Origin of the sequence: Parasphingorhabdus sp., from assembly GCF_039977335.1 — a bacterium.
Classification (GTDB): domain Bacteria; phylum Pseudomonadota; class Alphaproteobacteria; order Sphingomonadales; family Sphingomonadaceae; genus Parasphingorhabdus.
This window is the reverse complement of the sequence record NZ_JBDWDI010000001.1, coordinates 962,990-977,736: the sequence shown is the minus strand read 5'-3', so window position 1 is coordinate 977,736 and position 14,747 is coordinate 962,990. Positions and strand designations below refer to the sequence as shown.

At 51.1% G+C, this 14,747-nt stretch carries 18 protein-coding genes; 5 read left to right on the top strand and 13 right to left on the bottom strand.

Annotation, left to right across the window (positions count from 1 at the left end):
* Positions 1-22 precede the first annotated feature (22 nt).
* Genes ABJM21_RS04670 through tgt form a run of 3 tightly spaced genes read right to left on the bottom strand, consistent with a single transcriptional unit; the run spans position 23 to position 4,334 of the window.
* On the bottom strand, positions 23-484 hold the full coding sequence (locus ABJM21_RS04670; RefSeq protein ID WP_348300143.1) for a peroxiredoxin: 462 nt from the start codon (positions 482-484) through the stop codon (positions 23-25).
* Entirely contained in the window at positions 481-3,207 is a 2,727-nt protein-coding gene (gene glnE / locus ABJM21_RS04665) for a bifunctional [glutamate--ammonia ligase]-adenylyl-L-tyrosine phosphorylase/[glutamate--ammonia-ligase] adenylyltransferase (protein WP_348300144.1), read from the bottom strand. Before glnE ends, ABJM21_RS04670 begins: the two co-directional genes overlap by 4 nt.
* Entirely contained in the window at positions 3,204-4,334 is a 1,131-nt protein-coding gene (gene tgt, locus ABJM21_RS04660) for a tRNA guanosine(34) transglycosylase Tgt (RefSeq protein WP_348300145.1), read from the bottom strand. The genes glnE and tgt overlap by 4 nt, the downstream gene beginning before the upstream one ends.
* A gap of 152 nt (positions 4,335-4,486) precedes the next feature.
* Here tgt and ABJM21_RS04655 point away from each other — a divergent pair, with 152 nt between their 5' ends.
* A complete protein-coding gene (locus ABJM21_RS04655; protein WP_348300146.1) occupies positions 4,487-4,834 on the top strand; it encodes a DUF2282 domain-containing protein in 348 nt (115 codons plus the stop codon).
* A gap of 90 nt (positions 4,835-4,924) precedes the next feature.
* On the opposite strand, the gene ABJM21_RS04650 is transcribed toward ABJM21_RS04655, so the two are convergent.
* The 6 genes from ABJM21_RS04650 to ABJM21_RS04625 all read right to left on the bottom strand — a co-directional run bounded on the left by ABJM21_RS04650 (position 4,925) and on the right by ABJM21_RS04625 (position 9,132).
* Positions 4,925-5,560, bottom strand: coding sequence for a hemolysin III family protein (locus ABJM21_RS04650; RefSeq protein WP_348300147.1), 636 nt, complete (start codon positions 5,558-5,560; stop codon positions 4,925-4,927).
* 53 nt (positions 5,561-5,613) lie between these two features.
* Positions 5,614-6,642 (bottom strand): tRNA preQ1(34) S-adenosylmethionine ribosyltransferase-isomerase QueA, encoded by a 1,029-nt coding sequence (gene queA / locus ABJM21_RS04645; RefSeq protein ID WP_348300148.1) that lies wholly within the window; start codon positions 6,640-6,642, stop codon positions 5,614-5,616.
* Between the two features lie 9 nt (positions 6,643-6,651).
* Positions 6,652-7,305 (bottom strand): peptidylprolyl isomerase, encoded by a 654-nt coding sequence (locus tag ABJM21_RS04640; protein ID WP_348300149.1) that lies wholly within the window; start codon positions 7,303-7,305, stop codon positions 6,652-6,654.
* Between the two features lie 121 nt (positions 7,306-7,426).
* Positions 7,427-7,930 carry a pantetheine-phosphate adenylyltransferase gene (gene coaD, locus ABJM21_RS04635; RefSeq protein ID WP_348300150.1) on the bottom strand — a complete coding sequence of 168 codons (504 nt, stop codon included), beginning with the start codon at positions 7,928-7,930 and terminating at the stop codon, positions 7,427-7,429.
* A gap of 36 nt (positions 7,931-7,966) precedes the next feature.
* Positions 7,967-8,851, bottom strand: a complete 885-nt coding sequence (locus tag ABJM21_RS04630) for a polyprenyl synthetase family protein (RefSeq protein ID WP_348300189.1) — start codon at positions 8,849-8,851, stop codon at positions 7,967-7,969.
* 20 nt (positions 8,852-8,871) lie between these two features.
* Complete coding sequence (locus ABJM21_RS04625) at positions 8,872-9,132, bottom strand: exodeoxyribonuclease VII small subunit (RefSeq protein ID WP_348300151.1); 261 nt, start codon at positions 9,130-9,132, stop codon at positions 8,872-8,874.
* Between the two features lie 135 nt (positions 9,133-9,267).
* Between ABJM21_RS04625 and ABJM21_RS04620 the strand changes: the two genes are divergently transcribed.
* On the top strand, positions 9,268-9,927 hold the full coding sequence (locus ABJM21_RS04620) for a hypothetical protein (protein WP_348300152.1): 660 nt from the start codon (positions 9,268-9,270) through the stop codon (positions 9,925-9,927).
* A gap of 28 nt (positions 9,928-9,955) precedes the next feature.
* Positions 9,956-10,363: a DUF2177 family protein gene (locus ABJM21_RS04615; protein ID WP_348300153.1), complete on the top strand. Its 408-nt coding sequence runs from the start codon at positions 9,956-9,958 to the stop codon at positions 10,361-10,363.
* A gap of 43 nt (positions 10,364-10,406) precedes the next feature.
* Here the strand turns inward: ABJM21_RS04615 and ABJM21_RS04610 are convergent, their stop codons facing one another.
* Positions 10,407-10,778 (bottom strand): DUF983 domain-containing protein, encoded by a 372-nt coding sequence (locus tag ABJM21_RS04610; protein ID WP_348300154.1) that lies wholly within the window; start codon positions 10,776-10,778, stop codon positions 10,407-10,409.
* 277 nt (positions 10,779-11,055) lie between these two features.
* Here ABJM21_RS04610 and ABJM21_RS04605 point away from each other — a divergent pair, with 277 nt between their 5' ends.
* Positions 11,056-11,958, top strand: a complete 903-nt coding sequence (locus tag ABJM21_RS04605) for a LysR family transcriptional regulator (protein ID WP_348300155.1) — start codon at positions 11,056-11,058, stop codon at positions 11,956-11,958.
* Here ABJM21_RS04605 and ABJM21_RS04600 read toward each other — a convergent pair.
* Positions 11,933-12,142, bottom strand: coding sequence for a DUF1289 domain-containing protein (locus ABJM21_RS04600; protein WP_348300156.1), 210 nt, complete (start codon positions 12,140-12,142; stop codon positions 11,933-11,935). The genes ABJM21_RS04605 and ABJM21_RS04600 overlap by 26 nt on opposite strands.
* Before the next feature lie 143 nt (positions 12,143-12,285).
* On the opposite strand from ABJM21_RS04600, the gene ABJM21_RS04595 reads away from it, so the two are divergent.
* Entirely contained in the window at positions 12,286-13,320 is a 1,035-nt protein-coding gene (locus ABJM21_RS04595) for an NADP-dependent oxidoreductase (RefSeq protein ID WP_348300157.1), read from the top strand.
* 28 nt (positions 13,321-13,348) lie between these two features.
* On the opposite strand, the gene ABJM21_RS04590 is transcribed toward ABJM21_RS04595, so the two are convergent.
* Together ABJM21_RS04590 and ABJM21_RS04585 are read right to left on the bottom strand one after the other, a co-directional pair.
* A complete protein-coding gene (locus tag ABJM21_RS04590; protein WP_348300158.1) occupies positions 13,349-13,948 on the bottom strand; it encodes a 2-hydroxychromene-2-carboxylate isomerase in 600 nt (199 codons plus the stop codon).
* 42 nt (positions 13,949-13,990) lie between these two features.
* The gene (locus tag ABJM21_RS04585) at positions 13,991-14,713 is read right to left on the bottom strand and encodes an SDR family oxidoreductase (RefSeq protein WP_348300159.1); all 723 of its coding nucleotides are present in this window, start codon (positions 14,711-14,713) and stop codon (positions 13,991-13,993) included.
* Positions 14,714-14,747 lie beyond the last annotated feature (34 nt).

Sequence of the window (14,747 nt, the reverse complement as noted above, 5' to 3'; positions counted from 1 at the left end):
CGATATTCAAACCCCGGACGCCTTAGGCAGCCTGGACAGCTGCCAACACCTCTTCTGCATGCCCTTTGACCTTCACTTTAGGCCAAGCCTGAATCACCTTGCCATCAGGTCCGATCAGGAAAGTCGATCGGATAATGCCCATATAGGTTTTACCGTACATCTTCTTCTCGGCCCAGACGCCGATTTTTTCGAGAAATTCTGTGCTTTCGTCAGAAGCAATATCAACAGTCAGTTCTTGCTTGTTGATGAAATTCTGTTGCCGTTTTGGACTGTCGGCTGACATGCCGAGAACCGCTGCTCCAGCCTTTTCAAATTCGGGCAAAAGGGCGGAATAGTCTTTTGATTCCGTCGTGCAGCCAGGGGTGCTGGCCTTAGGGTAAAAAAACAGTACCAATTTCTTGCCATGATAATTAGACAATTTTACGGTGCTACCATCAGGCGCTGTCAGGTCCATATCCGGCATTTGTTCGCCAACTTCGATCATATAACGTCTCCTAATATTTCATGGGGGTCCGGCCGCAAGTGCCGATTCCATTCTTCAATAACGCATTGCCGAGCCTCATCATACCCGTTCAAAAGGGCATCCCAGTTTTCTTGCCCCGCCGCCTTCGCAATCAACTCTCGGCTTGTCTCCGGAGGATAGTCACAGGTCGGCGACATTAGCCGCAAAGCGACTAACAAACGGGTCATCAGCTCATGTGCAGCCACCATCGGCTCGTTCAGATGCCCGCCAGCTGCGAGCCCGCGAGCGGCCTCTCCCAATTGCGGGTGCAAGGCTTGTCCGGTTTTCAGTTGCAGGAAGTGGATGATAAACTCCCAGTCCACCAGACCGCCTTCCATCAATTTGGTATCCAACGGACCTTTGGGTGGTTTATGTTCGACAATATCCAAGCGCATTTTGCGGACCGCTTTGCGCAACGTTTCGGGCTCGCGCTCTTTCTGTAATATGGCTATGATCTGGTCCTGCAATTGGTCGCATGCTTTAGAGCTGCCATAGACTGGCCGCGCTCTGGTTAATGCCATATGCTCCCAAGTCCAAGCGCTTTCACTTTGATATTTATAGAAACTTTCTGTCGTGACAGCCATTGGACCTTGTGTGCCAGAGGCACGGAGCCGTGTGTCCACCTCATAGAGCGGCCCAGCCGCAGTTGGTACAGAAAGGGCCGCGACAATGCGCTGGGCAAGGCGATTAAAATATTGCGTGCCGCCCAAGGAACGCTGGCCATCCGATTCAGCACTATGATCGCCGGTGAACAGGAAAATCAGGTCAAGATCCGAGGCGTGCGTCAGAGCCTCCCCTCCCAATCGTCCGAGCGCAAGGATGAGTATTTCGCTGCCGGGCACCTTGCCATGAACCTCTTCAAATTCCGAGATTGTCGCATCAGTGAGCACACGGATTGCAGCTTGCGCAACGCGCGCATAGCCAGCCGCTATGGCCAGCGGATCGTGACGTGATTCAATCAATTGCGTACCAAGCGCGAAACGCTTCTCACCAACTCGGGCGCGAACCCGGTCGAGCAGCATCTGATAATCATCACCATCTTCGCGTCGCGCAAATTGCTCAGCCAGTTCATCTACCGAAGGCGGCAAATCGAGGGCGGTTGTATCAATCAACCCTTCAAACAGCTCCGTTCTGCGGGAAAGTTCATCAGCCAGTACCGGTGCATGGCTCAATATCCGGATGAGCATTTCCCTCAGCCCCGGACGCGCCTCCAACATTCGGAAAAAGTTGATCGCTGTCGGCAGCTTGTCGATCAGACTATCCAGTCGAACAAGCGCCTGTTGCGGGTCTGGTGACGCAGCAATGGCTTCGATCATGTCTGGTAGCACAGCCTCAAAGGATTCGACGGCTGCAGCGCTTCTGAGCGCTGTCACTTTGCCGCTCCGCCAACGTTTGACCTTTTCGGCGAATATACCGGTTTGCGTCACCCCCCGATTTTTTAACGCTTCCTCAAGCGCCTGGCCGGTTTGCGGCAACGTGTCGCTGTCATCGAAATCGATCAGTTCGTCATAGATGGTGCCAACTGCCTCAACCGGTCCTTCTAACAAAGCCAGCAGGTCAGTCCCATCATTTAAGCCGTGTAGCCGAGCGACCCGGTCCAATGTGTCCTGTTCATCTGGCAAACTGTGGGTTTGCTGGTCATTCACCATCTGCAGGCGATGTTCAATCACCCGATATAGTTCATAGGATTCAGCTAGAGTCTTTGCCTTGCCCTCATCTATACGACCCGCATCCGCTAGTTCGCGCAACGCCTCTCTTGTTGCTGGCACACGCAATGCCGGTTCGCGCCCGCCAAAGATTAACTGGTGCATCTGCGCATAAAATTCCGCTTCCCTGATACCGCCTCGTCCACGCTTCAAGTCATAGCCGGGCTCAAATTTCTGGCCAGCGGCATAGTGATCGCGGATTTGAACGGAAACTGCGCCAATATTGCGGATTGCACCATAATCCAGAGACCGTCGCCAAATAAACGGGTTGATAGCTTCCAGAAAATAGCGACCAAGGTCAGCATCACCAGCCGCAAACCGGGAACGGATAAATGCCGCCTGTTCCCATGCAAGCGCACTGGATTCATAATAGCTTATCGCCGCTTCCACCGGCAGGGCCACCGGACTCACTTCCGGCGAGGGGCGCAGCCGCATATCGACCCGAAAAACATAGCCATCGGCATCTCGCGCATTCAATGCATCAACCAATTGTTGACCGATGCGCCGAGATGCATCGCTCGGTTCTTCACGACCACGCATCGGGATTTTTTCCGGATCATAAAGAAAGATGGGATCAATATCGGAAGAATAGTTCAGTTCCCGGCTGCCATGCTTACCCAACCCAATGACTGCAAAACCAGCGGGATCAGCCTCAGGATAACGGGTCGCATAAATATCCGCCAAAGCTTCATTGAGCGAGCGATCGGCAAAGTCCGACAGTTGTGTCACTACCTCCGTCAAACTCAATTGACCGGCCAAATCCCCAATAGCCAATGCAAGCGCCAGCGCTCGCTTTTCCCGCCTCAACTTCTGACGGACATTTTCGGCATCAACGCCTGCTTGATCCACAAATTCAAAAGCCGCGTCCAAATCCTCGTTTGCCAGCAACGCCGTCAACTCCGGCTGAACCTCCATGGCCTGGCACAGATAAGGTGCGTGATCCTGCGCCCGTTTTATCGCATCTTTCAGGCTGGTAGGTTCAGGCAGACCGTTTATCATTGCTGCAGATATTTCCCGCGAAAATCACTGGCAAATGCAGCAAAGGTACCACTTGCAATTGCATCTCGCATACCGGCCATAAGTGATTGGTAATAAGCAATATTATGCTCCGTCATCAACATCGCCCCCAATATCTCCTTGGAACGAATCAAGTGATGGAGATAGGCGCGGCTATAGGTCTGACAGACAGAACATGCGCAGGTTGAGTCCAACGGCTCCAAGTCTTCGGCAAATTTTGCGTTGCGAATATTGATCGGGCCCGTCGCTGTAAAAGCCTGACCATTGCGGCCGGAGCGGCTGGGCAACACACAATCGAACATGTCGACACCGCGCTCCACTGCCCCCACCAGATCATTAGGCTTTCCAACACCCATAAGATAGCGGGGCTTATCTGCTGGCAATTGATCCGGCGCATAATCGAGCACGCCGAACATCGCCTCCTGCCCTTCCCCCACAGCCAGACCACCAATCGCATAGCCATCAAAACCAATTTCAATCAGCGCTTCCGCCGAATCCGAGCGAATGTCCTTATCTAACGACCCTTGCTGAATGCCAAAGAGCGCAGCCTTCGCAGCGTGCTCTTCACCGCTGTCAAATCCGTCACGAGACCGTTTGGCCCAGCGCATTGAGCGTTCCATCGACAGCACCGCCTCCTCGCGGGTCGCTCCGTTTTTGGTACACTCATCAAAGGCCATCACGATATCGCTGCCAAGTAGACGTTGTATCTCCATGGAGCGTTCCGGTGTCAGCATGTGGCGCGATCCGTCGAGATGACTCTGGAACTCAACACCATTCTCGCTCATTTTGGTTAGGTCGGAGAGGCTCATCACCTGATAGCCACCGCTATCCGTCAGGATGGGCCGCTCCCAATTCATAAATTTATGGAGTCCGCCTAGTTTTGCTACGCGTTCGGCGCCCGGGCGGAGCATCAAGTGATAGGTGTTACCCAAAATGATATCCGCCCCCGTTGCACGGACTGTTTCCGGCTTCATCGCCTTAACAGTCGCAGCTGTTCCCACTGGCATAAAGGCTGGCGTGCGAATATCTCCTCGCTGCATCGTAATTTTTCCCGTGCGCGCCTTTCCGTCAGTGGCGGCAATCGAAAAAGAAAAACGTTCAGCCATCAAATTTTATCCCAATCAACGAAGTAAGGCTCACAAAAACAAAGAATTTTGTGTTTTTTGCCTTATGGTGTAGTCAAAGGTCCGTTCTGCACGAATCCCTCATGAACTGTGCAGGATGGTAACAGTTTTTCAAAGACCAAAATCGGGAGTATTTTATGACGAAGACAACGAAATTAGGTTCAGCCGCGACCGCACTGATTGCAGCCGCAGCACTTTCCGCATGTTCAGGCGGCGCAAGTGAAGCAACCGAAGGCGCTGAAGCCACCAGTGAAGAGGTCACCGAAGTGGCTGCCGCTGAAAAAGAAAAATGCTTCGGCATCGCAAAGGCAGGCGAAAATGATTGTGCCGCTGGCGAAGGCACAAGCTGTGCCGGTACGTCTGTTGTAGATTATCAGGGCAATGCCTGGACCTATACCGAAGCAGGCGAATGTGAACCACAGGGTGGTTCGCTGACCGAAGTGGCTGACAATGATCCGCCAGTGCCCGTCGCTGCTGAAGGCTAAGCCTCTGACATAGATAAATCTGAAAGGGTGGTTCGATTGAGCCACCCTTTTTTATGATAGAGAACCGGCCAGACAAATGTTTTGAACCAATTATGCAGGAAACAGCGCAAACCATATTGCGATGAAAAACGCCGCAGTTCCAAGCAGGACAAATAGATGCCAAACAGCGTATCGGTAGGCCTGTGTCTTTCGCCCATAGAATATTGTTCCGAAAGAATAAAAGAAGGCGCCAGCGATAATGGCGACCAAAGCGGGTGTTGGAAGTGTTGACCAAAAATCGGGCATTGCAACGGAGCCGATCCATCCGAGCCCCATATAGGAAGCCAAAGACCAGCGCGGCTCGATATTTTCGCCTAAAACCTTAAAAAGCATGGCTGGAATGGCGAGTGTCCAGACTGCTCCCAAAACGAAATAGAGCAACGTGGTACCAATATGAACAAGAAGCGGCGTAAAGGTTCCGGCTATGAGCGCGTAAATGGCCGCATGATCAAATCGGCGCAGACCGCTACGCCAATGATGTTGGGGTAGAAGATGGTATGATGCGGACGCCCCAAAGGAAGCGATCATACAGATAGCATAAATCGAGCAAGCAATAATCAACGGTGCGTCAAATTTGGCCACAGCATAAATCACAAGGGCTAAGCAACCGGTAAGAACCGCAAGCAGGCCGGATATGTGGATCACTCCATCGGCGACACGTTCGCGAGTAATTTCGCTAGGATACATTCAGATCACTTTCTGCACTTCTATAGATCGATATTCCGACCCTCAAATCAACATCAAGGCAACAAAAGACTGGAATCACCATAGCTATAGAAGCGATATTTCTTTGCAATGGCATGAGCATAGGCCGACTGCATATTTTCAAGCCCCATTAGTGCACTAACTAACATGAAAAGCGTCGATTTCGGCAAATGGAAATTGGTCATCAACCCATCAATTCCGCGGAATTTATAGCCCGGCGTGATAAAAATATCCGTGTCACCTTCAAATGGCTTGATAATGCCATCCGCGCCAGTCGCACTTTCCAACAGGCGTAGACTCGTCGTCCCGACTGCTATGACCCGGCCGCCATTTCGGCGCACTTCATTGAGACGGTTCGCTACTTCGGGTTCAATTTTACCCCATTCACTGTGCATCTGATGATTGTCGGTTTCGTCCACCTTCACCGGCAGGAAAGTACCCGCACCAACGTGCAGGGTCAGCGTTTCTTGGCCAATGCCGGCACCAGACAGGGCAGTCATCAGCATATCGGTGAAATGTAGTGCAGCCGTTGGTGCAGCCACAGCACCCTTCTCGCGCGCAAACATCGTTTGATAATCTTCCACATCGCGCTCATCTATATCACGCTTGCTGGCAATATAGGGCGGTAGCGGCATTGTCCCTGCCCTTCCGAGCAGAACCTCTACTGGTTCCTCACCCAGGAAATGGAGCAAGAAGCTACCATCATCATATTTTTCCTCAGCCCTGGCCGAAACGCCCTCGCCGAAATCGACGAGATCATCAACTTTCAATCTTTTTGCATTGCGAATAAAGGCTTGCCAGCGCCTGAGGTCGACACGTTTGTGCAGGGTCGCGCCAATTTTCGCTTCTCCGCGGCGGCCTTCCAGCTGTGCCGGAATTACCTTGGTGTCGTTGAAAACCAATATGTCATTCGGCGACAATAGCTGCGGGAGATCTGTAACAATATGATCGGACAATTGCCCTGAACCGGTAACGCCAAGCAACCGTGCACTATCTCTTGGCGTAGCGGGTCTTAGCGCGATATTCTCTTGCGGCAGCGCAAAATCAAAGAGATCAACGCGCACGGAAGAAACCTAGGGATTAATCGGAGCGTTCAGATCGTCGACCGTAATTTCTTTTTCGGGCATCGGCGAAAAGGCACCTGCTGTCGGCGGCGCTTTTCCATCCGCAGCGATCGAAGCCTGCAATATCCGGCTTGGGCTCGCAGGTGGCTCGCCGCGATTAATCGCATCGACAAATTGCATTCCCGCCGAGACGCGGCCGAAAACTGTATATTTCTTATCCAGCGAAAAGCGCGGATAAAAGACAATGAAGAACTGACTATTCGCGCTATCGTCCCCCTGTGCGCGAGCCATCGAAACCACACCGCGCAAATGCGGGAAGGTATGAAATTCTGCCTTCAAGTCCGGTAGTTCAGAACCTCCGGTACCGGTGCCTGTGGGATCACCGGTTTGCGCCATGAAACCTTCAATCACCCGGTGGAATATTATACCATCGTAAAAGCCCTGTCGCGTGAGCGTCTTGATACGCTCCACATGACTCGGAGCCATTTGGGGATAGAGTTGTATCGTAACTCGTCCGCCGGTGGAGAGATCGAGATGCAGAATATTTTCTTCCGCCGGAACAGAGGCCGGAGCGGGTTCTGCGGGAGCGGTTTGTTCCTGCGCTATTGCGCCGCTGCTCATCATCGCGAGAGCAAAGAAGGAAACAATAAATTTGCTAAGCATATATAACTACTCACCTGTTCGTTGGTCATCATGGCGCATCGCCTTGATCACAATATCTCAATATTGCTGCCTATTGGACGAGATATGCTTTCGCCGCAATGAACTGCTTGTTAAAACCTGATTACTGCTCTCCCTTCAAGCCAGTTTCCGAAACGCGAGCGACCACTTCTTCGCATACTTTGGGCGACACAAACTTGTGTATCTCTCCGCCATAAACCGCGATTTCCTTTACCAATCTGGAAGCAATTGGTTGCAGCGACACATCCGCCATAAGGAACACCGTTTCAATCTGGTCATTCAGTTGCTGATTCATCCCTGCCATCTGATATTCATATTCGAAGTCGGCCACAGCCCGTAGTCCGCGAACGATTACATTGGCACCCTGTTTCTGGGCAAATTTCATAAGCAGCGCGTTAAAGGCAACCACCTCCACTGCATCGCCAAGATCGGCTGTTTCGCGGCGGACCATTTCGAGCCGCTCTTCCAAAGAAAACATCGGGGATTTCGACGGATTGGTGGTGACGCCAATTACCAATTTGTCGACCAGCCGCGTGCCGCGCTGAATAATATCCATATGCCCCAGCGTGACGGGATCAAAAGTTCCAGGATAAACACCAACTCTCATAACATCTCCCCCCAATGGGTCCGATTCCGGACAGTATTAGCGGTCCCGTTGGACCGTAAATTCAGCAATGGCGCGAAGCAGATTAGCTTCTTCACCATAGCCGTTCAAATGTGATTTAGCCTGATCGACCAGCATTTGCGCCTGTTCTTTGGCGCGATCTAACCCCATCAGGCTCAAAAATGTCTGCTTGCCCGCCTGTTCATCTTTATGAAGCGCTTTACCAGCTAACGCTTCATCACCTTCTACATCCAAAATGTCATCAGCAATTTGAAAGGCCAGACCGAGATCATGGGCGTATCCGCGCAACCCTGTCCGACCTTCTACCGGGACACGGCCCAATATAGAGCCGATTTCGACACAAGCACTTATCAAGGCTCCGGTTTTAAGTTGCTGTAACCGCGTCACGGTCGGCAAATCAAATGTCGTGGTTTCAGCCACAAGATCCATCATTTGACCGCCAGCCATACCCGATGGCCCAGCCGCTTTGGCCAGACAAGCCACCATCTCGGCACGAACAAACGGATCGCGATGGGTGTTTTCGTCAGCCAGCAATTCAAATGCCAGCGCATGAAGAGCATCGCCGGCGAGAACCGCTTGTGCCTCGCCATAAGCCTTGTGGGCTGTCGGTTTGCCGCGCCGGACATCATCGTCATCCATGCAAGGCAGGTCATCATGAACCAACGAATAGACATGCAAGGCTTCCAAAGCCGTAGCGGCACGCAAGGCACAATTTTCATCAACGTTGAACAAGCGGGATGTTGCCATAACCAACAAGGGCCGCAGTCTTTTGCCGCCGCCGATGGCTGCGTGGCGCATCGTTTCAAAGAGCTGCGCGCGTGCGTCATCGGGCACGGCGAGCATCAGATCAAACTGCTTATCAACCGCGCCAGCAACGCGGAGCATTTCCTGCTGCAGGTCCATATTATTATTGGCAGGCACTTCTAATCCGTATCAAAGGCAGTGACGCCTTGGGCCTTGCCGTCGCGGTCGAGCGTGATTTTCTCAATCTTTGCCTGTGCGTCTTCCAGGCGCTTCTGACAAAGTCCGCGGAGCTTTTCGCCTTGCTCATAGAGCGCGATCGATTGATCCAACGGTACATCGCCACTTTCCAGCTTTCTGACGATATCTTCCAGACGCCTGAGTGCATCCTCGAAATTCAAGTTGGCGGTGTCGTCTGACACATCTTGGGCTGTTTCACTCATGCACATTCCAATGACGCTGCTTTGGGTTTCGGTCAAGGCCTCGAAAGCGCTAATTAATTAGTTTCAGCATCTTGGCCTCGATCTGGCTATTTTTCGTTATGGCGGTTAGGATCGAACACAATAGGGGAGGATATTATGTTCATCGGGCATTTCGCACCAGCAATGGTCGCAGCAACCCATCCCAAGGCTCCCGGTCTCGGTACCTTATTCGTGGCGGGACAATTGGTGGATTTCGGTTTTTTTGGACTTGCCATTTTTGGCATCGAAAATTTCCGAATCACGCCCGGAATGACTGCGATGAACCCGCTGGATCTCTATGATATGCCTTATACACACAGCCTGCTTGGCAGCGGTGTTTGGGCTTTGGGCTTTGCGTTACTCATCTGGCTGATTACTCGCAACAAAACTGGCGCAGTCATCGGCGGCTTTGTCGTCTTATCCCACTGGCTGCTCGATCTGCTCGTTCATGCACCGGACCTGACGCTCATCGGATCGCCGCCTAATCTCGGCTTTGGACTCTGGAACTATCCAGCCATAGCCATGCCGCTGGAGCTTCTCCTTACCTTCGGGGCACTTGCTTTTTTCGTATTGCGAACGCGATCAACCGCGCCCTACTCCAAACTGGCCTTAGTTCTTCTGGTCATATTGCTAATCATTTTTCAGGCATTTAATTGGTTTGCTCCCGAGCCGGAAATCGCTGACAAAGCGATGATGATAACGGCATTGATCGCTTTCACCGTTGCATCGGTTGCTGCGGCGTTTGTCAGCAGGACACGAACATTGAAACATGCCTGAGTAGCCGCGCTCAAAACCAGGAAGCATTATGTCCCAATTTGTCATCGCCTATATTATCGCCGCCATCATTTTCGGTATCCTTGATTTCCTATGGCTCAGTAATATGGCGAATAGCCTTTACCGCCCCGTGATTGGTGAAATCATGGCAGATGAGTTTCGGAAACTACCAGCACTGGCTTTCTATCTCATTTATCTGTTTGGGATCATCTGGTTTGGAGTCAAACCGGCGCTTGCCAATGGTCAATGGACAACTGCACTTCTAAACGGTGCTCTATTTGGTGGTATTGCTTATGCAACCTATGATTTGACTAGCCAAGCAGTGCTTAAGGTCTGGTCCACCAAAATCACCCTCTATGATATCGCATGGGGTACCTTCGCAACAGGTGTGACGGCCGCGCTAACGGCCTATTTAGTGCTGAGGTTCATTAAAACCTAAGACCAGGAAACTCATTATCATGCGCTAGTGATCAGGCTCCAAGCTATTTATCAGCCGTGCCCTCACCCGAATCATAATTGATCTGCAGGTTAAGCAATATCGCTTTGACAGGTGGCAGAAGGATTAGACAGACTACCGAACAAAGTACTATGCCCGCAATAAACGCTAAGATCTTGGCAAGTATCGTTTCCACAGACTGGACCAGCACCAATATTATCGGTGCAAAAACAATCATTGTGAAAAAACCGACGAAGAAGGCAGGTCCATCGGCGGTATCAGCAACGGTTAAGTCCTGACTGCAATTTGGGCAATTATCATGAAATTTCAGATAGCCTCTGAAAAGCTTGCCCTGTCCGCAATGCCCGCACCTCAACTTCATGCCAGATTTTATCAGGGCAATCACTTCGTCTTCCATGCTTTGTTCCCACGTAAATATTGGATTTTGGCTGGCTTACGTCAGCAGTGAATTGGCTCGACCGGGAGGGGGCGTAAGGCCGAGCCGTTCACTGCAACCGAAAAAGCTGCTGCGAAGATCATGGCATTCTTATCCATGAATATGATTCGATCACGTTCATTACGGGCGATCTGGCGCTATCATCGCCAGTCAAATAGGATCATTTAAGCCATGAATAAATGGACTTTATGGAATATTATTATTGACAAAATTTCACCAATGAATGTTACTGCCAATCATGCACCCCATTAATGAAATGTCCGTTTTTACCGAAGTCGTGCAGTCGGGAAGTTTCATTGAGGCAGGCCGCAGGCTTGGACTGACATCTTCTGGCGTCAGCAAAAAGATAAGTCGGTTTGAGGACCGGCTCGGTGTCAGGTTATTTAATCGAACAACGCGCACCTTATCCCTGACCGAAGCGGGAAATGCTCTTTTTGAAAAGTGTGAGAATATTCTAGCTGCCATAGAAGATGCCGAAGACACCGCACGGAACATGAGTACGGTGCCAAAAGGTGTTTTGCGTATCGCGGCCTCAGATGCGCTCTCCCTCCAAGTTCTGGTGCCATTTCTCAAGATATTTTCTCAGGACTATCCGGACGTGTCGGTTCTGCTTTTACAAGGCGATGGCGGGATCAACCTGTTGAACGAACGGGTCGATGTAGCGCTGCTATTTGACCGGCCGGTGGAAACATCATTCATCGCCCGCAAGCTTATTGATGATCCTTGGGTAATTTGTGCTTCACCCGAATATCTCGAACAGCATGGCACGCCCGCCACTCCATCTGACCTTCTCGATCACCGTTGCTTGACGATCCATGCCAAAGGTCAAACGATCGATCAGTGGACATTCGATGATGGCGATGAAGCACAGGCCATCCGCATCAACAGCGTATTTTCGGGAATTGGTCTAACCGTTAAAGCCGCTGCTCTGCAAAATATGGGCATAGCCCGTCTGGCACATTTTCTCGTTTCTTCCGAAATAGCGACGGGAAAGCTGCAAACCATTCTGACGGACAGGATTAAAAACGAGGACCGGGCGATTTATGCCGTGTACCCAAACCGGCAGCATCTTCCCTTCAAAACCCGTGTTTTTGTTGATGCGCTAAATCAACATATCAACGCGACTTTGACTTCCCCTTAGCCGCCATCACTTGTTGGCTTTTGCGAACAGCCAACATTCTTTCGGGCAATGCGGATAATATTTGCTGCTTGCGTTCCGGAATAGCGGACGCCCATTCTCCGATTTCCGACAAGCTGCGACCACACCCAACGCAAAGACCTGTCGGGCGGTCTATTACGCAGATATTTGTGCAGGGGGATTTCATAAGTTCTCCATCAGCACATTGATAGAGGCCGAGCAAGCCTATTTCTCTACCTTTAAGATGGGAGACAGAACTTCATTCTCGGTGGGCCAGCTAGTCAAAATGCTACTTGCCGCAAGAAAACATTTCCACAAGGGCAATGGCTCTTGGTCACCAGAGACAGGAGTTCGGCCATCGCTATTCAGAACCGCAGAGTTTTTATTAAGCAACGCCCAAATGGTATGCCGACCATAGATGACTTCGGCATTGAAGATGTCAGCATAGAGGATATTCCAACAGGTCATGTTGTCGCAAAGGTCGACACTCTTTCGATGGATGCGTGGATCCGAACAACGTTGAATGACGAAGGGATGCATAGAACCGGCGATATTGGAACAACCATCCGGGCGTTAGGCGTAGGCCAGGTTGTTGAAACCACTAGCGACACGTTGGCTATCGGCGATTGGGTATATGGCCTGATGTCCGCGCAAACCCACGCGCTGTTGCCGGACGGTGCAGCAACCAAAATTGCACCTGAGGACGGGATAAAGCCATCTGCTTTTGCCGGGCAGCTAGGAATTACCACGGGGCTCACCGCCTGGGTTGGATTGATCGCTGTCGGAGAAGTTCAGGAGCGTGATGTCGTGGTCATCTCAGGCGCAGCCGGTGCCGTGGGATCGGTTGTCGTGCAATTGGCCAAAGCACGCGGAGCCTTTGTCATTGGCATCGCCGGGGGTGCAGAAAAATGCAGTTATCTCACCGAGATTTTGGGTGCCGACGTTGCGATTGATTACAAAAACTCTGATGTTGCCGAGGCATTGGCTAAGGCTGCCCCCAATGGCGTAAACGTTTTTTTTGATAATGTTGGCGGTGAAATTCTCGACAATATACTCGACAATCTGGCACCATCAGGCGCGCGCGTTGTGATCTGCGGTGCCATTTCCCAGTATCAACATCTGGAAGATGTGCGCGGGCCAAAATTATATCTGCGACTGGCGGAACGTAATGCATCCATGCGAGGCTTTGTCGTCAGCCACTATGATTCCAAATATCCTGAAGCCATAGCAGAAATTTCCGATTTGATGCGGTCTGGTAAACTTGTTCTTCCCGAACATGTTGTCGAAGGTATTGATCGCTTTCCCGAAGCTTTGTTCATGCTGTTCAACGGGAAACATCTGGGTAATTTGGTCGTGCGCCCCTGATCAAAAGAGTACAGATGACACGGATAAGCTAAGAGCCCAATTGTTCGTCAATTTGCCCCAAACGCTCTTTGCCAAAATACATCTCACCATCGATATACATAGTCGGAATACCAAAGGCGCCGCGCTCGACCACATTTTCCACATTGTCCATCAGTTCCTGTTTGACCGCCGGATCCTGCGTCTTTGCAAATAGCTCCTGCGCATCAAAACCAGCGTCTTCAAGGATTTTGCAGAGCACTTCCGTATCCGTCACGTCCAATTGCTGCTCCCATATTGCAGGCAGCAAGGTTTCGATAAATTTGGCACGTTTTTCCGGTTCCAGCGCGACAAGCATTCGCTGCAAACTTATCGTTTTGAAAGGAAAATGCGGGTTCATCTGAAATTTGGTCAAGCCATGTTTGGCAATGAAGCGATTCATCTCCAGCATCGCATACGCATTTTTGCCCTTCACTTCGGCGTCGCGGATGAAAGGTGGCGCATTGCCCGTTAGCTTGTGCATTCCACCGAGAAATGCTGGAATCACCTCGATCGTCGCAGCGTGTTTTTCGGCCACTGCCTTTAGCGGTTGCCAGATCAGATAGGCATTCGGACTTACAAAATCGAAAACAAGTTCAATCGTCTTAGTCATCCAGATTTCCTTTTCATTGCCCTTTGCATGGGAACATTAGATTCACCATTTTTCATTCCACGGCCGGACATCCATTTCGAACGTCCATGCGCTGCGTGGTTGTTCATGCAACATCACGTAATTTTGTGCCAGATCATCGGGGTTCACAACGCCGTCATTGGCTTTGCGCTCTTCATAATCAGGTAGCATCCCTTTGATCCAGTCCGTATCCACCGCAGCATCAATCACGACATGCGCAACATGGATATTTTTTGGACCCATTTCGCGGGCAAGGCTTTGCACCATATTGCGTAAGGCACCCTTAGCGCTTGAAAAAGCTCCAAAACCTGCGGCGCCTCGCATCGAAGCTGTTGCGCCAGTGAAGATGATAGAACCATGCCCACGTTTGGTCATCACACGAGCGGCTTCGCGTCCCGCAAGGAACCCGGCAAAGGTTGCCATTTCCCAGATTTTCGAGAATTTCCGCGTATCTGTATCGAGAATAGTCATTGGAACATTTGCCCCTACGTTGAATATCACGCAATCCAGTGGCCCGATATCAGCTTCGATTTTGGCGAACAACGCCTCAACTTGCTCTTCCTTGCGAGCATCGCATGAAAATCCATGTGCTTGCTTCCCGGCGCTTCGCAACTCTTCAACCAATGGATCGAGCTTTTCTCCGCCACGACGTGCACCGCAGACCACATAGTCTTTATCCGCAAAAGCCCGCATGATTGCACTGCCGATGGCATCGCCTGCCCCAATGACTAAAACCACTTTTTCCATATTGATATTCCAGCCATCGAACGGTTTTTCAGTT